We start from the raw sequence: 22,440 nt of genomic DNA, 5'->3' as shown, positions 1-22,440 counted from the left end.
CAGCGCGCCGCCTCCGCCCCGCGACATACCGGCGCCGCCACCGCGCGCCCCGCCGCCTCCGCGCCCTCCACCACGCTGTGCAAACGCGGCATCAGCCAGTACCAGCAGCGCTGCGCACGCCAGCAACGCGCAGCGGGTCCGATACGACAATCCAGTTCCTTCACTCATGTCTCGCTCCCCTCATTGCTTGCCTCCCTGCCCGCCCGCGCGCACCGTCGCCAACTGCGACACAAACGGGATCTTCTGCGCCCCGGCCGGAATCTCCGGCCGGAACGTCGCTTCGGTAAGGGCCGGGTTCAGGTTCCAGTCGACGAGCTGCGCGCGGAACTGCGGCTGGCCCGGCTCTTTTTTGTAGGTCAGCACCACGCGCAGCGGCAGCGGCTGCTCACCGTCTCTGACCCAGACCTGGAAGTCGACCGTGTCGCCGCGCGCAATCAAATGGTGCGCCGGCACGCCGAACAGGCTGGTCTTTTCCACATAATCGATGCTGCGCACGCGGTGCCCGAATTGCTGCTGCAGGTTGCTCGTCAAGAGCAGCGCCAACGGCAGCCGCATGCCCATTTCACCGACGAAGAACCGGAGGCTATCGTCCAGCCCATCGGGTTGCGCCGCGCTCGCGTAGACCTTCTTGGCATGGTCGACCAGCACGATCTCGGAGCCCGTGAACAGTCCGGTGGTACGCCTTCCATCGCTGCGTACGGTGTCCACGCGCAGGCGATTCGGGCGTTCCACGACCAGTTCGCGCCGCTCGCCAAATTCGATCTTGTCGCCGGACGCCTGCACGGCATCGTAGTCGCTCACCACATTCACGCTAAATCGCGGCAATCCGGAAAGGTAGCCGGCCATGCGCATCAGGATCGTCCACGCCTCGTTCTCGCTCTCGGTGACGGCCGGCGCCGCCGCGCCGGACGCCTGTCCGAGCGCGGCCGGCGCGCCTGCCACGGCCACTACTGCGGCAAACAGCGCCGCCGCGGCCAAACGGAATGCATTCATGATCACCTCACCGGGTTGTGCTTGTTGTTTGCGGTTGCGTCATGCGCTCGGCCTGGGCCACCCAGCCGCCGCCCATTGCCTTGTACAGGTTCACCAAGGACACGTACACGTTGCCCAGGGTCTGGGCCTGCGCCTGTTCGGCGCTGTACAGGTTGCGCTCGGCATCGAGCACCTCGATATAGCTGGTATAGCCGTTGTCGTAGCGCAGCCGCGCCAGTTCCAGGTAGTTGCGCAGGGTTGCCACCTGGCGTTCCTGGTAGGCGAGCTGCTCGCGCGACTTGGTGTGCGCGATCAGCGCGTCGGACACATCGCGGAACGCGCCCTGGATCGCCTGCTGGTAACGCAGCAGCGCTTCCTGTTGCGTCGCTTCGGCGGTCTGCACCGTGCCCGCGATGCCGCCGGCGGTAAACACCGGCATCGATCCCGCCAGCCCGTACGACCAGGCCTTGTTGGCCCCCTTGAACAGGCCCGAGAACTCCCCACTAATCATGCCTAACAGGCCGGTGAGCGAAATGGTCGGGAAGTACTGCGCCCGCGCCACGCCGATCTGGGCATTGGCCGCGATCAGGTTCTGCTCGGCCTGGCGCAGGTCGGGACGCCGCTCCAGCAATTGCGAAGGCAGCCCGGCCGGTACCGCCGGCAGAGCCAGGTCGGACAGCGCGACGCCGCGCATGATCGGTCCAGGGTTGCGCCCCAACAGCAGAGCCAGCGCGTCCTCGGCTTGGGCGATCTGGGTTTCGATCGGCGGAATCGCCACCAGCGCCGCCTCGTAGTCGGACTGGCTCTGGGCCAGCTCCAGCGCCGACACGGTGCCGCCCTCGAAGCGCTCGCGGAACACCTCCATCGACTCGCCGCGGGTCCTGGCCGTGTCCTTGGCGATCTCCAGTTGGCGGTCGAGCTGGCGCAGCGCGATGTACGACGCCGCCACCGACGACACCAGGGTCAGGATCGTCGCGCGCCGCCCCTCTTCGCTCGCCAGCAGGTTGGCGCGCGCGGCCTCGGTTGCGCGCCGCAGCTTGCCGAACAGGTCAATCTCCCAGTTCAGCGACAACTGCGCGCTGTAGGTCTCGAACACCGTGCCGTTGAAGGAGCCGAGAAACGGCGCCTCCGCGCTGGGCAAGCGCTGGCGCTGGCCGGACAGCGACGCGCCAACCTGCGGAAACAGGAACGAACGGGTGGTCGCGTACTGGCCAAGGAACTCGTCGATGCGCGCCGCCGCGATCTTGACGTCCTTGTTTTCCAGCAGCGCAATGCCGATCAGCTGGTCGAGCACCGGGTCCTTGAACTGCTGCCACCACGCGGTGTTGGCCATCTCCCGCGCGTCCTTGATCTCGAACCGGAACGCGGCGGGCGCGTCGACCGCCGGCCGCTTGTAGTCGGGCCCGACGGCACAGCCGGCCAGGAGACATGCAGCCACCGCCAGCACAAACGGATGGCGCATCGCTACTCTCCGTCGCGCGGCGCGTGCGGCAGCTGGCCGGTCACGCCTCCTGCCGTGGGCGCCTTGTGCGCGGCCTCGGGGGCCTTCTTGCGGCTGAAGCGCTCGACCGTCCGCTCGATCACGTAATAGAACATCGGGATGAAGAACACCGCGATCACGGTCGCCGCCAGCATGCCGCCGATCACGCCGGTGCCGATCGAGCGCCGGCTGTTGGCCGAGGCGCCGACCGCGATCGCCAGCGGCACGCAGCCAAGGATGAAGGCGAGCGAGGTCATCACGATCGGACGCAGCCGCTCGCGCGCGGCCACCATCGCCGCGTCGTAGTGCGATGCGCCTTGCTGGCGGTTGAGCACCGCAAACTCGAAGATCAGGATCGCATTCTTGGCCGCCAGCGCGATCAGCATCGTGAGCCCGATCTGGAAGTACACGTCGTTGTTCAGCCCGCGCAACATCACCGCCGCCAGCGCGCCGAACAGCGCGAACGGCACCGCCATCAGCACGCCCAGCGGCAGCGACCACTTCTCGTACTGCGCCGCCAGGATCAGGAACACCATCACCATCCCGAACACGAACACGGAGCTCGATGTGCCGCCCGCCTTTTTCTCTTCAAACGCTTCGCCGCTCCAGGCCAGGCCGAAATCGCTCGGCAGCGCCTGGGCTCCGATGCGCTCAAGCGCGGCGATCGCCTGGCCCGAGCTGTAGCCGGGGGCCGGGTTGGCGGTGATCTTCACGGCCGGGAAGTTGTTAAAGCGGGTCATCAGGTCGGGGCCAGTCGCATAGTGGCTGGTCACCACCGCGGACAGCGGCAGCATCACCCCGTTCCGGTTGCGCACGAACAGGCGCTCCAGGTCGCTAGGGCTCAGCCGGTACGCCGGCTCGGCCTGCAGGATCACCTGCCACAGCCGGCTCGACTTGATGAACTGCGACACGTACAGCGAGCCGAACAAGGTCTGCAGCGTGCCGTACACCTCCTGCACCGGCACCCCCAGCGTTTCGGCCTTGTCGCGGTCGACGTCCACCATCAGCTGCTGCGAGTTGGCGTTGAAGGTCGCGGTCACGCGCGAGAGCTCCGGCGCCTTCCTGGCCTGGGCCAGGTACTCGGCGACCGACCCTGCCATCTGCGCCACGGTCTTGTCGCCCTTGCTCTGGACCCAGACCTCCAGGCCGCCGGTGGTGCCCAGGCCCGGGATTGATGGCGGATTGACCGGCATGATCACGCCGCGCGGATCGTTGCCCAGTGCCTTGTAGGCCTGCTCCAGTACTGTGCGTGCGTTCTGGGTGCGGATGTTGTCCTTCGCGTAGCGCTCCCCGAAGTCCTTGAACCCCACAAAGAAGGTGCCGGCGTTGTTCTTGATCTGGTTGTCGAGCAGGCTGTAGCCGTTGATCACCGCCACGCCCTCGACCGCGGGGTTCTTGATGAAGTAATCGGACACGCGCGTGCCGACCTCGCTGGTGCGGTCCAGGCTGGCCGCGTCGGGCATGATCACCGCGCCCAGCAAATAGCCCTGGTCCTCTGGCGGCAAGAACGCGCTCGGCACCCTCTTGAACATCACCACGGTCAGCGCGATCATGCCGGCAAACAGCAGCAGCGCAATGGCGGCGCGCTTGATCGTCAGCGCCACCACGTCTGAATAGCCATTGGTCATGCGATCAAAGCCGCGCTCGAACCAGCGGAAGAAGCGGTTCTTCTTGCCATGCACCGGCTTGAGCAGCAGCGCCGCCAGCGCCGGCGACAGGGTCAGCGCCACCAGGCCCGAGATCACCACCGAGATCGCGATCGTGATCGCGAACTGCTTGTACAGCTGGCCGGTGATCCCGCCCAGGAAGGCGACCGGCACGAACACCGCGCACAGCACCAGCACGATTGCCACCACCGGGCCGGACACCTCGTCCATGGCCACTTTGGCGGCCTCCTTCGGGTCCAGCTTACGCACCGTCATGTTGCGCTCGACGTTTTCGATCACCACGATCGCGTCGTCGACCACGATGCCGATCGCCAGCACCATGCCGAACAGGGTCAGCATGTTGATCGAAAAGCCGAGCGCCTTCATGCCGATGAAGGTGCCGACGATCGATACCGGCACCGCCAGCACCGGAATCAGGGTCGCGCGCAGGCTTTGCAGGAACAGGAACACCACCAGCACCACCAGGATCACTGCCTCGAAAAAGGTCTTGAGCACGTCATGGATCGAGGCCCGCGTGAAGTCGGTCGTGTCCATCACGACCTTGTACTCGATCCCCTCCGGGAACTCCTTCTTCATCTGGGCCAGCGTGGCCTTGACCTGGTTCGACACGTCCAGCGCGTTGGCGCCCGGCTGCTGGTACACCGCCATCATCGTCGCCGGCTTGCCCTGGAAGGTGCCGCGGATCGAGTAGTCCTTCTGCCCCAGCTCGGCGTGGCCGATGTCCTTCAGCCGCACGATGGCGGCGCCGCCATTGGCGGCGCGGATGATGATGTTGTCGAACTCGGCCGCGTCAGTCATGCGCCCGGCGGTGGTCACGGCGAACGACTGCTCGACCGGTGTTCCGGTGGGCGACTGCCCAAGGCGCCCGACCGCGTACTGCTGGTTCTGCGCCGCGACCGCGTTCTGCACCTCGGACGCGGTCACGCCCAGTTGGGCCATCCGGTCCGGCTTGAGCCAGATCCGCATGGCGTAGTCGGGGGTGCCGAAGATGCTGGTCTGGTTGGCGCCGGGGATGCGCTTCAAGGCGTCCAGCACGTAGATGTTGGCATAGTTGGCCACATACACCGGGTCGTAGCGCTGGGTGGGCGAGTAGATCGCGATCACCATCATGAACGCCGAGGACTTCTTCTGCACCTGCACGCCCTGCGCGGTCACTGCCGACGGCAGCTGCGGCAGCGCCAGGTTGACGCGGTTCTGCACGTCGACCTGGGCCAGGTTGGGGTCGGTGCCGATCTCGAAGAACACATTGAGCGTCAGGTTGCCGGTCGACGAACTCGACGAGTTCATGTAGATCATGTTGTCGGCGCCGTTGACCTGCTGCTCGATGGGCGCGGCGACGTTATTGGCCACCACGTTGGCGTCCGCGCCGGGGTAGGTGGCCGACACCGTGATCTGCGGTGGCGTAATGTCGGGATACTGCGCGATCGGCGACTTGACCATCGCCACCGCGCCGGCGAGCGTGATGACGATCGAGATCACCGACGCGAAGATCGGGTGGTCGATGCAAAAGCGCGAGATATTCATCGTTGGCCGTCTCCGCAGCAAGGGCTAGCGCGGCGGCGCACCGCCCGCCCCGCCTGCTTGCACCTGCGCCTGCGCCTGCTTCGGCGCCGCAGCGATCTGCAACGGCGCGCCCGGGGCTACCCGCCCGGCCCCGTCGACCACTACCCGCTCGCCATTCTTTAAGCCGTCGGTGATGAACCAGTCGTCGCCGTGCCACTCGCCGACCTCGACCACACGCTGCTGGGGCTTGCCGTCGTTACCGATGACCCACACGTAATGCCCCTTGGCGCCCTGCTGCACCGAGCGCTGCGGCACCAGGATCGCGCCCGGGCGGGTGGCGCCGATGACCAGCGCGCGCACGAACTGGCCGGGGCGGAGCAGCCCGCTGGGATTGGGCAGCTCCGTGCGCACCAGGAAGGTGCCGGTTTCGGTGCTGAACGACGGCGCCGTAAAATTAATGCGGCCGCGATACGGGTAGACGCTGCCGTCGGCCAGCACCACCTCCACCTCGAAATCCTGGTTCGCCGGGAACTGGAGCTTGCCTGCGGCGCGCTGGTCGCGGTAACTGAGCAATTCGTTTTCGGAAACGCTAAAGTTGACCCATATCGGGTCGACCTGGGACACGGTGGTGAGCAAGCCCTCCTGGCCCGCCGTCAGGTAGCTGCCCTCCTGCTTCTTGGCGAAGCTGGACAGGCCCTTGAGCGGCGAATTGATCGTCGTGTAGCCCAGGTTCAGGTTAGCCTGGCGCACGTCGCCTTGCGCCGCCAGCACGGCGGCGGCCGACTGCTTTTCGAAGCCGATGGCGTCGTCCAGTTCCTTCTTGCTGACCGCATTACGCGCGGCCAGCGGGCGCACCCGGGCCAGGTTGGCGCTCGCCACCTCAAGCCGCGCCTTCTGTTCCGCCAGCTGGCCCTGAGCCGACTGCAGCGCCGCCTCGAACGGTTTGCGGTCCATCTGGAACATCGGCTGCCCGGCCTTCACCATGTCGCCTTCCGTGTACAGGCGCTTGTCGAGAAAGCCGTCCACCCGCGCCCTGATCTCCACCTCGCGCGAGCTCTGGGTCTGGGCCACGAACTCGAACTGGACCGGCGTGTCGCGCGGTTCGACTGTCATGACGCTCACCTGCACCGGACCGGGAGCGGGCGGCGCCTCCTTCTTGGCGCACCCGGCCAGGGCCGCAAAGACAGCGACGACAGAGCACCAGCACCGCGCGCGGCTGGCGGCACGGGATGGCGCAAACCAACGACGAATCATCGCACCCCTCCAACAGTTCAATTGCCGGACCGGTCGACGCTTGCCGGCACCGCCGCGCCCGCACGCGTCGCGGGGCGGACAGTTGGGACCAACTTAAGCCGGTTCGGCGATACGGTTAATTGGACTTTGGTCCTATCGACGCCGCCGTGGAATAAGTTCGGCCGTGCTCGCGCATCCTCCTACCGTCGTCGGTAGAACCAACGTGGCAACATCGAGACGAGCACGCCATCTTTTAGGAAATAATGATGAACCAATGCGGCAAAAGCATGAATTCCAGCCACCCATAGAATGGCATTACCCAGCCACGTATGGATTTCCGTGATGAGTTCCCCGGCAGGATGAGATGGGGTAATCATGGGGGCGATTGTTGCGCCGCCGAGCAGCGTCAAGGGGTGCCCCTCTAGCCATGCGCCAGTAATCGCAGTCAAGGGGACAGCAAAGAGCAGCAGGTAAAGAACGCCCTGCACTCCTTTTGACGCAATGCCCATCCAACGTGCCACCTCTGGAGGCTCGGGCCGCGTGCCGACCACTAGCCATAGAACGCGCAGGACACTTAGCCCTAGCACTGCCAGCCCCAACGTTTCATGAAGCTGGCGGCCGAAATCACCGCTGGGATCGTAGACCTGTTGTTCTGATTCTTCAGGGGCAAGAAGGAAAGCGATCAGCACAAGTATTGCAGTAACCCAGTGGAATACTTGCGCTATAGGGGGATAGCGAGTGGCTAAGCTGCTGGCCGCTGCGGCTTTATTCAAAGAACCAATTTTTTTATGAGGAAAGCCCATGATAAATCTCCTCTTCCTGAGCAAAGTGTAGCCGTAGAATGGCCTCCAGCGCATACAAGATGCGGTGTAGCTCTTGCATAGACGAATCTTCATCGCGTTCAGATCGTATGCCAGTAGCAAGCCGATCGACCGCGCGGCTTAAACGATAAATTTCCCGGTGGGTGCTGCTCATCGAAGCCATTGGATCTTCGCCGCCGATCATGCGCGCCACAACGGGATACAGCGTAGAGTCATCCTTCGACTCGTGTGGCAATATTTGACTGTGAAGCAATGCATTTAGCGAAGCAAGCTCCGCGCTAATTGCCGACGTGGGCATTGTGTCAGCTCGATCGGCCAGCCAGCTAAGACGATCAATGATTGGCAACAGCCGAAGATGTTCTTCCTTGAGTTTATTGACATCGTCTGCCGATATTTTTTCTCCCGGCTTTGCATATTGCAGACGAAGGACACGCAGTGCATTCAAGATAACGGCAACATCTATGAGCTCCTGTAATAACGCACCTGCAACAGGTGGCAAATAGCCGAGGGCCGCAACGAGCATGGCAATGATTGACAGGCTCATGCCGCCAATCACGCTTTGCAGGGCAATCACCCGAGCCTGCTTTGCGACGCGAACCGCAAATGCCAGGCGATCCAAGCGGTCAACCAACAACACGACTTGCGCAGATTCCGCCGCGGCTGCAGCACCACGCGCGCCCATCGCCACGCCTATGTCGGCAGCAGCCAAAGCTGGCGCGTCGTTGATGCCGTCGCCGACCATCATCGTCACGCCGCTTGCACGCGCTTCTGAAATTGCGGACAGTTTTGATTCCGGAGTCTGCTCTGGTATTACCTCGTCCACGCCCAAGGAATCGCCAATGGACTTGGCCACATCACGCCGGTCTCCGGTCAGCATGACGATACGTTCGATGTTTAATGCCCGCAGCAGCCGCAAGGCACGAGGCGTTTCTGGCCGGATCTCATCCATCATCTGCAGCACCCCGCAGAACCTGCCGCCGATCGCGATATAGACGCCCGCGGCACCCTCATGTCCGATACGCCCGACTATATTCCTTGACCAAGACGGCGTTTTTGCTTCACCCAATACGTGCGCATAGCCGCCCACGCGGACGTCTCTGCCATCTACCAGGCCAGACAGCCCTGCTCCCGGCTGCTCAGTCACATTTTCCGGAATGGATAGGGGCAGCCCGCGTTCGATAGCGGCACTAACCACGGCTTGCGCGATCGCGTGGCCAGACATTTGTTCCAGCGAGGCCGCTAACCTGAGCACTTCTTCAGGTTGTATTGAAGGATCGGTGCCAATGGCAGTTAGCCGAGCTTTGCCACCGGTGAGCGTACCTGTCTTGTCGAAAAACATAGTTTTGACCTGCGCCATCTTTTCGAGCGCCCCCCCGTGTTTGATGAGCACACCACTTTGGGCGCAGCGTGACATCGCGCTGACGACGGCAACCGGGACCGCAAGGATTAATGGGCAAGGTGTCGCAACGACAACCACGGCCAAAGCGCGATCTGGGTCGCCAGCAAACAACCAGGCGATCCCTGCGATAATTAACGCAAGCGGAACAAACAGGAGTGCAAATTGATCGGCCAGTCGCATGGCCGGCGCTTTCGATTCCTGCGCGGCCTGAACGAGGCGGATAATGTTGTTGAAGGTACTATTCTCGGCCGTGCTGGTTGCAAGCATGTCGAATGCATCACCGGCATTGACGATCCCGCTGCCCAGCAATTTTCCAGGTGAGTAAGAAACTGGTAGAGACTCTCCGGTCAAACTCGACTCATCCACGAGCGCGCCGGAGACGAGAGTACCGTCGACCGGCACCGTTTCGCCCGGGCGTACCGCAAGGCGTTCCCCTGGACGAATCGACGCTACTGGGACCTGGACGATCCGGCTTCCCTCATAACGATTGGCAAAACGAGGCGCCTTGGTCAGCAGAGCTGACATTTCCTTTTGCGCACGCTTTTCCGCGTAGTCTTCTAGCCCGCGACCGCTGGCAAACATCAAGGCAATTACTGCCCCGGTTAAATACTCTTGAAGTGCGATTGCGCCCGCGATCGCCACAAGAGCAATGAGGTCGAGCCCCAACTTTCTACGCCACAGCGCGATAGCGGTATCAATCACTACGGCTATGAGCACGAGACAAGCACCGCTCAGCCAAAGCCAACCGGCGATGTTAGACCTGCCCAATAAATGTAATACAGCGCCACCGATCAATGCCAGAGCACATGCGCTGACTTGCAGTAGGTTGAGTCGATTGCTACCGGGCATAAATTTACGCGCGTTTCGCAGAGAGGCAATTGGGAGGGTACTCTAATTTACGCTACGAGTCCGCATGACCAATGCGCTTGATACAAGTCAAGCGCATTTCGACGCGGCTCGGTTTCTTATACGGCATTACTCGAAACTCGAAGATTAATGATCGGCCCGCCCGGGGGCTTCCACAACAGGTGGAAGATCTCACGAAGTGTTGCCGCGCGCGGTAAGCAGGCAGCATTGAGGCTCACGTGTCATGATAGTCGCCGACGGCGAACTAGCCATGATGCTGACGCTTCGCAATAGGTTGGAGGTAATTACTGCCCCCGCTGTCGGGGGAGCTATCGCCAGAATTGAACAGGATGCCCTGTCTGCGGTATTTGGGGCGGGGCGCATACCCAAAGGCTTTTCACGTGCTTGGCTTACATAATTCCATGAGCCGATTCGCCACCTTGCGTTGGGCCCGTCGAATGACGCCCATTGTTTTGATCGGCGCAATGATTGGCCTCGTCTATTTGATCTTGAAGCCGTTCTTCGTCTCGATTTCCTGGGCAGTATTGTTGGTCTACATTACCTGGCCAGCTTATCGCTGGTTTCGACACAAGCTGGGAGCAAGACATAACCTTAGTGCGCTGTTGGCAGTAATTGGATTAACCATTGCGCTGGTTCTTCCGATGTTTTGGCTCATTGGCTTAATCCAAAATGACCTCATCCGAATTTATCAAGCCGGCGCGGTACATCTGCGTCAGCCGCAATCTCTCATGCCGAATTTTCTTATTCGAATCCCATGGATCGGGAAGTTGCTGCAGGGTTGGCTACAGCACGTTTCAGAACCGACACAGTTGACGCAGCATGTAGTCCAGTTAGTCCAAATGGGCGCAAGACAGTTGCTCACCTTGTTGGGTGGCGTCGGGAGGAACGCTGCCAAACTCACGTTCGCCATGATCAGCATCTTCTTTTTCTATCGCGATGGTGAAGCCATTCAGCGCGAAATCCGAAGAGCTCTGCTTTACTTGATCGGGAGTCGAATTGACGTGTATATCGACGTCGCCGGCGGGATGAGCAGATCCGTTGTTCAAGGCATGGCCCTTTCCGCTTTATTGCAAGGACTCATCGCCGGACTGGGGTATTGGCTAATTGGTCTAGAAACTCCGGCCATTTTAAGCGTTGCAACCGCGATTACCTCGATAATCCCCATATTCGGAACCGCGTTAATCTGGGGAACCATAAGCATTTTCCTTGTTATAAGTGGCAGTCTGTGGCAAGGACTGGCAATGCTGGCATGGGGAATATTTCTTGTGCATCCCATCGATAATATTATTCGCCCACTATTAATCAGCAATGCCGCACATCTCCCTTTTTTGCTCACAATGTTTGGCGTGATTGGGGGAATCTCAGCATTCGGCTTGATCGGTATTTTCGTGGGGCCGATAATACTGGCGATTGCGGTCGCCGTGTGGCGGGAATGGATGCGTATTATCCCCTGCAAACAGGATTTTGAACCACCTCGCTCGTCGAAACAATAAAGCGGACACCGCCATCAAATCTGTCTGGTCTGATAGCAAGGTATCGAAATTGAACAGACTGCTGATCCACCCGGCTCAGGGAAAAATCGTGATAAACAAGTAGACCGCAAAGATCACCAGATGCACGGTTCCTTGCATGACCGTGGTACGGCCTGTCGCCAGCGACAGGGTCGCCGCAATAATGGATAGCAACAACAGCACGGTTGACTTGAGGTCGATGCCCAGCGACAGGACCGAACCGGTGGCCAGCGACACGAAGGCCACCGTCGGAATGGTCAATCCGATGGACGCCAGCGCCGAGCCCAGGGCCAGATTGAGACTGGTTTGCAAGCGGTTGGCGCGCGCCGACTGGAACGCGGCAATCGATTCCGGCATGAGTACGACGGCTGCGATAATGATCCCCACGAGCGCCTTGGGCGCGCCAACGGCATCGACTGCCGCCTCCACCGGCGGCGAGAGCGATTTGGCAAGCAGGACCACACTGCCCAGGCAGGCGAGCAGCAACCCAAGACTGATCCACGCAATCCTGGCCGTGGGCGCCGCCGCATGTCGGCGCGCGTCGCGGGCAGTGTTCTTGTGCAGAAAATGTTCACGGTGCAGCACTGTCTGCACCAGTACAAAGGTCCCGTAAAGCACAAGCGAAACGATGGCGATGAAAACCAGCTGAGTTCCACTGTAGGCTGGCCCCGGCACGGTAACCGTGTAGTTGGGCAGTACCATTGTCAGCATCGAAATCGCCGTGAGCGTTACAAGCGCTTCGAATACCCCACGCAGCCCGAAGGACTGCTCCCCGTGGTGAATTCCGCCCACCAGCAGGCACAGGCCGATCATCCCGTTCAGGATGATCATCACCGCGACATAGACCGTATCGCGTGCCAGGTTCGCGGTGGCCGCGCCGCCTGTGGCCATGAGTGACACGATCAACCCGACTTCGATCGCCGTCACCGCCACCGCCAGCACCAGCGTGCCATACGGCTCGCCAACTCGCCGCGCAATCACCTTGGCGTGAAATACCGCGGCCAGCACGCCGGCAAACAGGCCGATCACGAGCAGGAGCACGTAAAAACCGCCCAGAACCTGGTCCGCACCCAGGATGGCACCCGAGAGCAAAATCCAACCAGCAATCGGGGCGGCAATGGACCAGACAGGAAGGGATGTGGTGAATTTCACGTTGACAGCCGGCGTGCCGGCTATCGGCCACCGGGAGGCTTGCCGCTGCCCGGCGCCTGCCCGGGATCGTGGCCGCGCCAGCCATGCTGCATCCAGTCGGCCGAGCGCTGCTCCACGTGGACCGGACCGTGGCGCTGCATGATGCTCTCCACCTGCCTGCACTGTTCGCTGCTGTCGACGTCCACCGTCAGCACGTAGTCGCCGCGCCGCACCGCCTCGGCGTAGACATTGCTGTACGTGCTCTTGTCGCCGACCCCGAACAGCGACCGGACGAAGGTGCCGATGCCGGCCCTGACCGACGGGTCGTCGGTGTGCGGAGTGGCCGAGCGCGCCTCGTGATGCACCTCGTGGTCGGGATTGAGCTGCACCTGGTTCCAGCGCAGCCCGGTGCCCAGCACTTCGCTGTGCGCGACGCGCGCGGCGTCAAAATTGTCATATACCCCGATGAGCGTAATCATGATCGCGATGTTCCCAAGCGGCCGACGGCCCCGCGCCGCCGTGCCTACAATGCTTGGACCGGCAGCGCGCGTGCTGGTTGCCCGACACTCATCGGTGCCGGTCGCGCAATCTGGTGATCGCCTGCAGCTGGGCGATGGCCTCGGCCAGCTCGGCCTGCGCCTTGGCGTAATCGACGCGCGCGCTGCTGTTGGCCAGCGCTTCCTCGGCCCGCTTGCGCGCGGCGTTGGCCTTGGCCTCGTCCAGGTCGTGCCCGCGGATCGCGGTTTCGGCCAGCACGGTCACCGCGTCCGGCTGGACCTCGAGGATGCCGCCGGCGACGAACACCAGTTCCTCCCCGCCCTTCCCCGGCAGCCTGATGCGCACCGAGCCGGGACGGATCCGGGTGAGCAATGGCGTATGCTGCGGATAAATCCCCAGTTCGCCGTCCTCGCCGGGCAGCGCGACAAATTCCGCGTCACCGGAAAAGATCTCGGCCTCGGCCGAGACCACGTCCACGCGCATGGTTCGCTCTGGCATGGCATGCTCCCTTCGCTTCAGACCGCCGCCGCGCCCGAGACGATCTCGGCAATTTCCTGCGTGATCGCGGCCTGCCGGTTCTTGTTGTACAACAGCGTCAGTTCATGGATCACGTTGCCGGCATTGTCACTGGCGGCCTTCATCGCCATCCGCCGCGCCGACTGCTCCGACGCCATGTTCTCCACCACGGCGCGGTAGATCATCGCCTCGATGTAGCGCGTCACCAGCTCGTCGATCACGGTCTGCGGGTCGGGCTCGGTGATGTAATCCCAGCTGTGGCTGCCGCGCTCGGGGCGTATCCGCTCCGGCGTCAACGGCACCAGCTCCTCGTTCAGCGCCTCCTGGGTCATCGCGTTCACGAACCGCGTGTACAGGATCTCGACCCCGGCGAGTTGGCCGGCCAGGCAGGCGTCGAGCAGCACCTTGATCGGCCCGATCAGGCGCTCCAGGTGCGGGGTATCGCCCAGCTGGGTGGCATGCGCCACCACGTGCGCCCCGATCCGGTTCAGGAATCCCAGCCCCTTGGAGCCGATAGCGACCACGTCGCAGCCCACGCCGCGGTTCTCGAACTCGCGCATGCGGTTGGTCGCCAGCCGCAGCACATTGGTGTTCATCCCGCCGCACAGCCCCTTGTCGGTAGTGACCACGATCAGCCCGAAGCGCTTGACCGCGTCGTGCCGGATCATGAACGGATGGGTATATTCCGGCGTCGATTCGGCCAGGTGGCCGGCGATGTTGCGCACCCGGCTGGCGTACGGCCGCGCCGCGCGCATGCGCTCCTGCGCCTTGCGCATCTTGGACACGGCCACCATTTCCATCGCCCGCGTGATCTTGCGGGTGCTCTCGACGCTGCGGATCTTGACCCGGATTTCCTTAAAGCCTGCCATGACATCCTCCCGTATTCAACCGAGCAGGCGCGCGGCCTGCTCGCTTGGACTGGCCACTGCCTGCAGCTCCGCGCGGGCAAAACGCACCAGCGAAAACGCGCGCATGAGATTCGGCACGGGGGGCACACGCGCCACCGGCACCTCGATCGCTTCGCCCTCGCCATCCTCGTCGGGCAGCACCACATTGGTCCTGGACAGGCGCAGCGGCCTGTTTTCCACGACCAGGATGGCGCCCGGTTCGGACAGCACGTCGATCACCTGCCCCAGCGTGCGCTCAATCGCCTCGGAGCGGATGCCCAGCCGCTCCAGGGCGCGCTGGTTGTCCGCGACCTGCTCATGCAGGCGCGCCAGTTCCGCGGCGCTGGTCGGCTCATCGCCGCCAAGCACGCCACGCACCCCCACGCCCTCGCGCTCCAGCAGCGTCAGGCGTGTCTTGAGCAGCGCCCGTTCCTGCTCGAGTATTTCGCGCCGCGACTCGTCCGCCGCCACGCGCCGCAGCGCCGCCAGGCCGTACTGCTCGACCAGGCGGCGCACGATCTCCTGGCGCAATTCGGCCTCGGACGGGGCGCAGACGCGCACCTGGTGGTCGGAAAAGCTCACCGTCTGCTGCACCACGTCGCGCCGCAGCGTCTCGCCCTCCAGCGCCGCACCCAGGATGTGCTTGTCGATCATCGCCATCCCGAGCAAGGCGTATACTTCCGTCAGCGCCGGATAGCGCGCGAAGCAGGCGCGCACCTCGATCGCGCGCGACAGCACCGGCGCGACGTCGGTGGCGGCCACGAAAAAGGCATGGATGTAGGGGTCGTCGTTCCAGGTGCCGGCGCTGGCCATGCGCGCCGGGGGAACCTTTGCCATCACGCCGTCGAGGTAGCGCAGCGTGGTCGTCAACGCCGGGGCCAGGCGCTCCCGAGAACGGCGCGCCATCCGCAGGTGCGGGTTCAGGCCGACGATGCGGCCGGCCGCGTCGTCGATGCGCTGCCGATCGATTCTGTCCCGCACCGGCGCCGACGGCCGGCGCAAGAATCTGCCAAACATGCCCATCGCGCCCTCCTGGTCAACGCAGCTGCGCGCTGTCACGCCATGATGTGAGCACCGCCGTCGACGTACACCGTGTCGCCTGAGACGCGTTTGGCCAGCGGCGTGGCCAGAAACGCACAGGTGTAGCCGACGTCGTCGATGTCGACCAGTTCGCCCAGCGGCGCACGCTGGGCGGCGTCGGCCAGCATGCGCTCGAAGTCCTTCAGGCCCGAGGCAGCGCGCGTCTTGAGCGGCCCCGGCGAGATCGCGTGCACCCGGATCCGCTGGGGGCCGAGCTCGTACGCCAGGTAACGCACGCTGGCCTCGAGTGCGGCCTTGACCGGGCCCATCACGTTATAGTTCGGCACCACCTTGTCGGCGCCGTGATAGGTCATGGTGAACATCACGCCGCCGTTTTTCATCAAGGGCGCGCAGCGCCGCGCGAGCCGGATGAACGAGTGGCACGAGATGTCCATCGCCTGGCAGAAGCCCTGCGCCGAGCAGTTCAAGAGCCCTCCCTGCAGGTCGTCCTTCGGAGCCCACGCCATCGAGTGCACGAAGATGTCGAGCTCGCCCCACTCCTGGCCGATGCGCTCGAACATCGCGTCCACCTCCTGCTCGCGCGATACGTCCAGCGGCATGAAGATCGCCGCGCCCAACTCCTTGGCCAGCGGCTCGACATAGCCGCGGCTCTTCTCGTTGAGGTAGGTGATAGCCAGCTCGGCGCCCAGCTCCCGGAACGCCTTGGCGCAGCCGTACGCAATCGACTGGTCGTTGGCGATGCCGGTCACCAGCGCCTTGGCGCCCTTGAGCACCGGACGGGGAATATCGAGTGTCATGATGTCGCTCCTTCGATGTTCATCTGCGGCACCTGGTCCGGCACCGCCAGCGCCGCCTCGGTGGCGGCCAGCACCTGCTGCACGGTCACGCCGGGCGCGGTCTCGGCCAGCGTGGCGACGCCGCCCGCAAACGTGATCACGGCCAGTTCGGTGACCACCAGGTCGACCGGGCGCACCGACGTCAGCGGAAGCGTGCAGCGCTTGACGATCTTCGGCTTGCCCCCGGCCGTGTGGCGCATCGCGACGATCACGCGCCTGGCGCCGGTGACCAGGTCCATCGCCCCGCCCATGCCGGGCACCATCTTCCCTGGGATCATCCAGTTGGCGAGCATGCCGCCCTCGTCCACCTGCAGCCCGCCCAGCACCGTGATGTCGAGGTGGCCGCCGCGGATCAGGCCGAACGACATGGCGCTGTCGAAGGTCGCGGCGCCCGGCAGCGCGCTGACCGGCTGGCCGGCGGCGTCGGTCAGGTAGCGCTCGAACATGCCTTCCTCGGGGATCGGGCCGGTGCCGATCAGGCCGTTCTCGGACTGGAAGTAGATGCGCAGATGGCCAGGGACGTAGTTGGCGACCAGGGTCGGGATGCCGATCCCAAGGTTCACCAGCATGCCCGGTGCGAGTTCCTGCGCGATGCGCTTGGCGATCAAAGTTTGCGGGTCCATGGCTGTTCAATTATGGGCAATCAGGTAGTCGACCAGCACCGCCGGCGTGACCACGTTGTCTGGCGAGATCATCCCGACCGGGACCACATGCGCGGCGTCCACGATCACGGTGGCCGCCGCCATCGCCATCACGGGGTTGAAGTTGCGCGCCGTGAGCGCATAGGTCAGGTTGCCGTAGTAGTCCGACAGGAAGGCTTCGACCAGCGCGAAGTCGGCGGGCAGCGGAGGCTCGACCAGATACTGCCTGCCATCGACCTCGAGCTTGCGCTTGCCCTCCTCGACCACGGTGCCCACGCCGGTCGGGGTCAGGATGCCGCCCAGCCCAAACCCGGCGGCGCGGATGCGCTCGATCAGGGTGCCCTGCGGTACCAGCTCGACCTCGATCTCGCCCGCGTTCATCTTGGCCTGGGTCTCCGGGTTGAGCCCGATATGGCTGACGATCGCCTTGCCAACCACGCCGCCCGACACCAGCTTGCCGATCCCGTTGCCGGGCACCGAAGTGTCGTTGCCGATCACGGTCAGGTTGCGCTTTTGCTGGCGCACCAGCTCATCCATCAAGGCCTGTGGCGTGCCGATGCCCATGAACCCGCCAATCATCACGCTGGCGCCGTCTGGGATCATCTCGACGGCCTTGTCGATGGCAATGGTCTTCATGCCAGCCCCATGCCGGTGACTGCCATCGTCTGGCGCGCGATCAGCAGTTCCTCGTCGGTCGGGACCACCCAGGCCGACACCCGGCTCCTTTGAACGCTGATGCGCGGCCCGCCGGCCTCGTTGGCGGCCGGGTCGAACTCAAGCCCCAGCCAGGCTGCGTGGCGGCACACCCGCTCACGAATCGGGGCCGCGTGCTCGCCAATGCCGGCCGTGAACACGAGCGCGTCCAATCCCCCGAGCGCGGCCGCCAGCGTGCCGAGCTCGCGCCCGATCCAGTAGGTGAACAGCTCGATCGCAAAGCGCGCGTGCGGTTCCTCGCTGGCGAGCAGCACCCGCATATCGCTCGACACGCCCGACACGCCGAGCAGCCCCGAATGCTTGTAGAGCATGTCCCCGATCGTGGCCGTGTCCATCTCCAGCTCGTCGATCAGGTACAGGATCACGCCGGGGTCGAGGTTGCCGCAGCGGGTGCCCATCGGCAGGCCGTCCAGCGCGGTAAAACCCATGGTGCTGGCCACGCTGCGCCCATCCTGCATCGCGCACATGCTGGCGCCGTTGCCCAGGTGCGCGACCACAGTGCGCCCGCGTGCGGCCTGCGGCGCGACCGACGGCAGCACGCCCGCGATATATTCGTACGACAGGCCGTGAAAGCCGTAGCGCTGCACACCGCGCGTGGTGATCGCGTGCGGCAGCGCGAATGCCTGCGCCACTGCCGGCTGGGTGCGGTGGAACGCGGTATCAAAGCACGCCACCTGCGGCAGATCCGGACGCAGCGCGGCCATCACCCGCATCGGCGCCAGGTTGTGCGGCTGGTGCAGCGGCGCCAGCGGCGACAGTTCGGCCAGCTCTTCGATCACCTCCGGCGTGACCAGGGTCGGCTCCACGAACTTGAGGCCGCCGTGCACCACCCGGTGCCCGACCGCCGCCACGCGGTGGGCCTCGCGATGGCCGCGCAGCCAGTCGCCAAGGTAGCGGATCGCGCCTTCGTGGTCGAGCTGCGAGCCCGACGGCCAGCGATGCTCGTCGCTGCGCTCGCCCATCGCGTCCTTCACCGTAAAGCGCGCACCATCGGTGTACAAGCCCTCGATCTGGCCGCGCACCACCAATTGCGGTTCGCGCCCGGCGATGGCGTATCCGCGGAACTTGATGCTCGAGGAACCGGCATTCAACACAAGGATCAGGTCGGCCATGGCATCACCCCATCGCCTTGCCGGCATCGCGCCGCGCCTTTGCGACGAGCGCCGCCACCGCGCACGACGCGCGGCGGGTCATGGCCGAATCGGCGCGGCTGGTCAGGATGATCGGCACCCGCGCGCCCAGCACTATGCCGGCGGCGTCGGCCCCGGCCAGGAACGACAGGCTCTTGGCCAGCATGTTCCCGGCTTCCAGGTCTGGCACCATCAGCACATTGGCACGCCCGGCGACCCGCGAATCGATGCCCTTGATGCGCGCCGCCTCCGGATCGATCGCGTTGTCCAGCGCGAGCGGGCCGTCGACCAGCGCGCCGGTGATTTGCCGGCGGTCGACCATCTTGCACAGCGCGGCGGCGTCGATGGTCGAGGGCACCTTGGGATTGACCAGCTCCATCGCCGACAGCACCGCCACCCGCACTTCCGGGACCATCAGCGCGTGGGCGAGGTCGATCGCGTTCTGCAGGATGTCCTTCTTCTCTTCCAGCGTGGGCGCGATGTTGATCGCGGCGTCAGTAATGATCAGGGCGTTCTCATGGCCCGGCACGTCCATCACAAAGCAGTGGCTCACGCGGCGCCCGGTGCGCATACCCGAGTCGCGCTTGACAACCGCGCCCATCAGCTCGTCGGTGTGCAGGCTGCCCTTCATCAGCGCCTCGACCTTCCCCTCGCGCACCAGCTGCACCGCTTCGGCGGCTGCGGCCTCGCTGTAGGGCGCATCCACCAGCGGATAGTCCGAGATCGAAATGCTGAACTCCTGCGCGACGTCCCTGATGCGCGCGGAGGGGCCAACCAGGATCGGCGCGATCAGTCCCAGCTGCGCTGCCTCGACAGCGCCTTCGAGCGAGCTCTTGTCGCAGGGATGGGCCACGGCGGTGGGCAGCGGCGGCAGCGCTTTGCAGAAGTCGATCAGCCGCTGGTACTTGGCGTGCTTGTCGTTCATGATGTGTCCTTTCGCTTCTGCGGCCGCGCTACTTGGTGGCGGCCGGCTCGGTGCGCCGCTCCAGGGCGCGCGCCCCCAGCACGGTGCGGATGCGCGCCAGGGTCGCCTGCTGATCGCCGCTGGGCTGCCCTGCCTGGATGCGCGGATCGGCCATCAGCTTGTCGAGCAGCGTCAGGAGCCGCATGCGCTCGCCAGGGTCGGGGACCAGGCTCGGGAGCGACAGCAGCGCCTGCTCCGGTTCGTAGCGCGTGATGATCTCCTGTTCGCCCCGGATACGCCGCATCGCGTCGGGCGCGACCTTGGGCAGGTATTCGCCATAGTCGTGCGCCAGCGCGTCCAGCGCCACCAGCCTGCTCAAAGGCAGCGGTTCGCCGCGGCGCGTAAGCAGCGCGCCGATGCGCGCGAACGCTTCCGGGTATGCCCCCTGCCCGATCGCCGCCAGGGCATCCTTCACATACGGCAGCTCGCGCGGCTCGGCGGCCGGCGGCCGCTTCACCTCGGCCGCGTGCTTGTCGGCCACGTACATCGAGAACATGTTGGCGTAGACGCTGAAGAAGGAGGCCTCGATGGTCGCGTCGCGCAGCGCGCGGTACAGGTCCAGCCCCGCGCTGAGCATCCGCGAGCCGATGTCCTCGATCTGGCGCAGCGGCTGGGCGGCGTCGACCGGCTTCCTCCGCGTCTGCACAGCCTTCGCCGCAGGTCCCAGCCAGGCCAGCCAGGGATTCAGATCCGAGATCGCCCAATGATGCACGCGCAGCGGATGGAACATGCGCAGCGTCAGCGCGCTCCATTCGTTCGACATCGCCTGCACCGTGGGCTGGGCGAACAGCTCGTAGGCGCGCTGGTTGAAGTCCGAGATTTCCTCGACTGCCTCGAACGGCTTCTCGTCAACCCGCTGGAAACGATTGAAGCGCTCGGCCACCTCTTCCAGACGCCGCTCGCAGAAATCGACCTCGTATTCGACCTTCCCGTCCTCGCCGCGGCGTTCGTTGATTCGCATGGCGTACAGGCCCGGCGGCAGGCGCTCGATGGTCTGCAGCACCGACACGATCTGGGTATGCTCCTTCTTCGCGACCTTGCCCGACACGAAAATACCCAAGTGGCCAACGCTTTCGTGCATCAGGCCAACGATTACCTGGCCACGCGCCTTAATCTCGTCGGTGCTACCGTACAGGTCGGCCACCCAGTTGAATGCCTGCTGCGGCGGCGTGATGTTGTCGCCCATCGAGGCGAACAGGATGATCGGCGACTTAATCTCGCGCAGATCGAACGCGTTGCCGCTGGCCGACTTGACATCGCCGGTCCACAGCTTGTTGCCGACGAAAAGGTTCTTCGTGATCCACTCGATCTCTTCGCGGTTCATCAGGTAGTAACCACCCCACCAGTGCTCGAACTCGAGAAAGCGCGGCGGTTCTGTGTCGACGTTGGCGTACAGGTGGTAGTACTTGTCCCACAGGCTGTTGGCCGGGTTCAGGTTCTCGAAATTCTGCACCAGCCAGGCGCCATCGAACTTGCCATTGCCCAGATCGGCCATCAGCGACGCCAGCCAGGTACCGCCCAGCATGCCGCCCGAGTAGCGCATCGGATTGTCGCCCTCGCCCTCGCTCCAGGCCCCGCCCCAGTACGACATCGGCGCGCCGTTGATGACCACCGGGCCGGTATCCTCGGGCGCCGAAGCGCTGATCATCATCGCGGCCCAGCCGCCCTGGCAGTTGCCGACAATCGCCGGCTTGGGGCTCTCCGGGTGCAGCTGGCGCACCTTGCGCACGAACCGCTGCTCGGCCGCGCACACGTCGAGCATGGTCTGGCCCCGCTCGGGGTCGCGGAAGAAGATCACGAAATAAACCGGATGACCGGCACGCAGCGCCACGCCGACCTGCGAATCGTCCTTGAAGCCGCCGATGCCAGGCCCGTGTCCGGCGCGTGGGTCGATGACGATGTAAGGGCGCTTGGCCGGATCGATCACCACCCCGGCGGGTGGCTTGATGCGCAACATCGCATAGTTGACCGGGCGCTCGAACGCACGGCCATCGAGCACCATCTCGGAATCGAAGTGCAGGACCGGCTCCAGGCCATGCATCGTGTGCTCTACAAAGTCGTTGCCGCGCTGGCGCAGCGTGTCCCAGAACAGCACGCTGCGCTGGCCGGCGTCGACCAGGTATTGCCAGGCGCCCAGCGGATCGACCCCGGCCGACAGCACCGGCACCCGGCTTGGGCCGCCATCCCCGGCGCCGAGCGCGTCGCGCACCCGCTCTGTGTACTGCTGTAATCCGTGTTCGGCGCGTTTGCGCAGGATCAGCCCAATCTTGATGCCGACCTCCTGGCTGCGCCCTAGCTGCGTACCTGCATCCATGTGACGACCTCGCGCAAATAGGCAAGGACCAGGCCGGCAAGCGTTCCATGCAAAGTTCGCCCCACGGCCCGAGGCCCTGCATGTTTTGCTAGATGTTCTTATCGATTGGGGATGGGAGGCAATGAGACCAAAGGCCAATCAGGAGCCGGGCGCATGCGGTCGACGTCAACACTGCGCAACCGTACCGCGTGGGCACGGGGTGCCCACCCTACGATCGTGAACCAGCCGTTAGCTCTTGAAGAGGCGTAGGGTGGGCACCGGTGCCCACGCGGTACGGTTGCGCATAGTTTGCGTCCGCGCTAACGACTGGCACAA

At 64.3% G+C, this 22,440-nt stretch carries 18 protein-coding genes; 1 reads left to right on the top strand and 17 read right to left on the bottom strand.

Features of this window, described 5'->3' with window-relative positions:
* Window positions 1-180 precede the first annotated feature (180 nt).
* The 6 genes from E4O92_RS24590 to E4O92_RS24565 form a co-directional block, all read right to left on the bottom strand.
* Entirely contained in the window at window positions 181-993 is an 813-nt protein-coding gene (locus tag E4O92_RS24590; RefSeq protein ID WP_229483736.1) for a DUF2092 domain-containing protein, read from the bottom strand.
* A gap of 7 nt (window positions 994-1,000) precedes the next feature.
* The gene (locus E4O92_RS24585; protein ID WP_135192277.1) at window positions 1,001-2,434 is read right to left on the bottom strand and encodes an efflux transporter outer membrane subunit; all 1,434 of its coding nucleotides are present in this window, start codon (window positions 2,432-2,434) and stop codon (window positions 1,001-1,003) included.
* Window positions 2,435-2,436: 2 nt separating this feature from the next.
* Window positions 2,437-5,643, bottom strand: coding sequence for an efflux RND transporter permease subunit (locus E4O92_RS24580; RefSeq protein ID WP_135192276.1), 3,207 nt, complete (start codon window positions 5,641-5,643; stop codon window positions 2,437-2,439).
* A gap of 24 nt (window positions 5,644-5,667) precedes the next feature.
* On the bottom strand, window positions 5,668-6,876 hold the full coding sequence (locus tag E4O92_RS24575; protein ID WP_135192275.1) for an efflux RND transporter periplasmic adaptor subunit: 1,209 nt from the start codon (window positions 6,874-6,876) through the stop codon (window positions 5,668-5,670).
* A gap of 179 nt (window positions 6,877-7,055) precedes the next feature.
* Entirely contained in the window at window positions 7,056-7,658 is a 603-nt protein-coding gene (locus E4O92_RS24570; protein WP_135192274.1) for a cytochrome b, read from the bottom strand.
* Window positions 7,642-9,924: a heavy metal translocating P-type ATPase gene (locus E4O92_RS24565; protein ID WP_135192273.1), complete on the bottom strand. Its 2,283-nt coding sequence runs from the start codon at window positions 9,922-9,924 to the stop codon at window positions 7,642-7,644. The genes E4O92_RS24570 and E4O92_RS24565 overlap by 17 nt, the downstream gene beginning before the upstream one ends.
* Window positions 9,925-10,343: 419 nt before the next feature.
* On the opposite strand from E4O92_RS24565, the gene E4O92_RS24560 reads away from it, so the two are divergent.
* The gene (locus tag E4O92_RS24560) at window positions 10,344-11,435 is read left to right on the top strand and encodes an AI-2E family transporter (protein ID WP_167759879.1); all 1,092 of its coding nucleotides are present in this window, start codon (window positions 10,344-10,346) and stop codon (window positions 11,433-11,435) included.
* 75 nt (window positions 11,436-11,510) lie between these two features.
* On the opposite strand, the gene E4O92_RS24555 is transcribed toward E4O92_RS24560, so the two are convergent.
* From E4O92_RS24555 to E4O92_RS24505, 11 genes are all read right to left on the bottom strand, one after another.
* Window positions 11,511-12,605, bottom strand: a complete 1,095-nt coding sequence (locus tag E4O92_RS24555; protein WP_135192271.1) for a calcium:cation antiporter — start codon at window positions 12,603-12,605, stop codon at window positions 11,511-11,513.
* Window positions 12,606-12,625: 20 nt separating this feature from the next.
* Window positions 12,626-13,063: a hypothetical protein gene (locus E4O92_RS24550; RefSeq protein ID WP_135192270.1), complete on the bottom strand. Its 438-nt coding sequence runs from the start codon at window positions 13,061-13,063 to the stop codon at window positions 12,626-12,628.
* 88 nt (window positions 13,064-13,151) lie between these two features.
* The gene (locus E4O92_RS24545; RefSeq protein WP_135192269.1) at window positions 13,152-13,580 is read right to left on the bottom strand and encodes a F0F1 ATP synthase subunit epsilon; all 429 of its coding nucleotides are present in this window, start codon (window positions 13,578-13,580) and stop codon (window positions 13,152-13,154) included.
* Window positions 13,581-13,597: 17 nt separating this feature from the next.
* Window positions 13,598-14,467: a F0F1 ATP synthase subunit gamma gene (atpG, locus tag E4O92_RS24540; protein ID WP_135192268.1), complete on the bottom strand. Its 870-nt coding sequence runs from the start codon at window positions 14,465-14,467 to the stop codon at window positions 13,598-13,600.
* Window positions 14,468-14,482: 15 nt separating this feature from the next.
* Window positions 14,483-15,502 (bottom strand): hypothetical protein, encoded by a 1,020-nt coding sequence (locus E4O92_RS24535; RefSeq protein ID WP_135192267.1) that lies wholly within the window; start codon window positions 15,500-15,502, stop codon window positions 14,483-14,485.
* Between the two features lie 38 nt (window positions 15,503-15,540).
* A complete protein-coding gene (fabI, locus tag E4O92_RS24530; RefSeq protein WP_135192266.1) occupies window positions 15,541-16,323 on the bottom strand; it encodes an enoyl-ACP reductase FabI in 783 nt (260 codons plus the stop codon).
* Window positions 16,320-16,985, bottom strand: a complete 666-nt coding sequence (locus tag E4O92_RS24525; RefSeq protein ID WP_135192265.1) for a 3-oxoacid CoA-transferase subunit B — start codon at window positions 16,983-16,985, stop codon at window positions 16,320-16,322. The genes fabI and E4O92_RS24525 overlap by 4 nt, the downstream gene beginning before the upstream one ends.
* Window positions 16,986-16,991: 6 nt before the next feature.
* Entirely contained in the window at window positions 16,992-17,639 is a 648-nt protein-coding gene (locus E4O92_RS24520) for a CoA transferase subunit A (protein ID WP_135192264.1), read from the bottom strand.
* Window positions 17,636-18,829 (bottom strand): acetate/propionate family kinase, encoded by a 1,194-nt coding sequence (locus tag E4O92_RS24515; protein ID WP_135192263.1) that lies wholly within the window; start codon window positions 18,827-18,829, stop codon window positions 17,636-17,638. Before E4O92_RS24515 ends, E4O92_RS24520 begins: the two co-directional genes overlap by 4 nt.
* A gap of 4 nt (window positions 18,830-18,833) precedes the next feature.
* Complete coding sequence (locus E4O92_RS24510) at window positions 18,834-19,772, bottom strand: phosphate acetyltransferase (RefSeq protein ID WP_135192262.1); 939 nt, start codon at window positions 19,770-19,772, stop codon at window positions 18,834-18,836.
* Window positions 19,773-19,800: 28 nt separating this feature from the next.
* Window positions 19,801-22,125, bottom strand: a complete 2,325-nt coding sequence (locus tag E4O92_RS24505) for a DUF3141 domain-containing protein (RefSeq protein ID WP_135192261.1) — start codon at window positions 22,123-22,125, stop codon at window positions 19,801-19,803.
* Window positions 22,126-22,440: the final 315 nt, after the last annotated feature.

The sequence above is a fragment of the Massilia horti genome (genome assembly GCF_004614195.1).
In the GTDB taxonomy this organism is placed as follows: domain Bacteria; phylum Pseudomonadota; class Gammaproteobacteria; order Burkholderiales; family Burkholderiaceae_D; genus Telluria; species Telluria horti.
The sequence above is the reverse complement of the archived record's forward strand: the minus strand, read 5'-3'. Positions and strand labels throughout refer to the sequence as shown.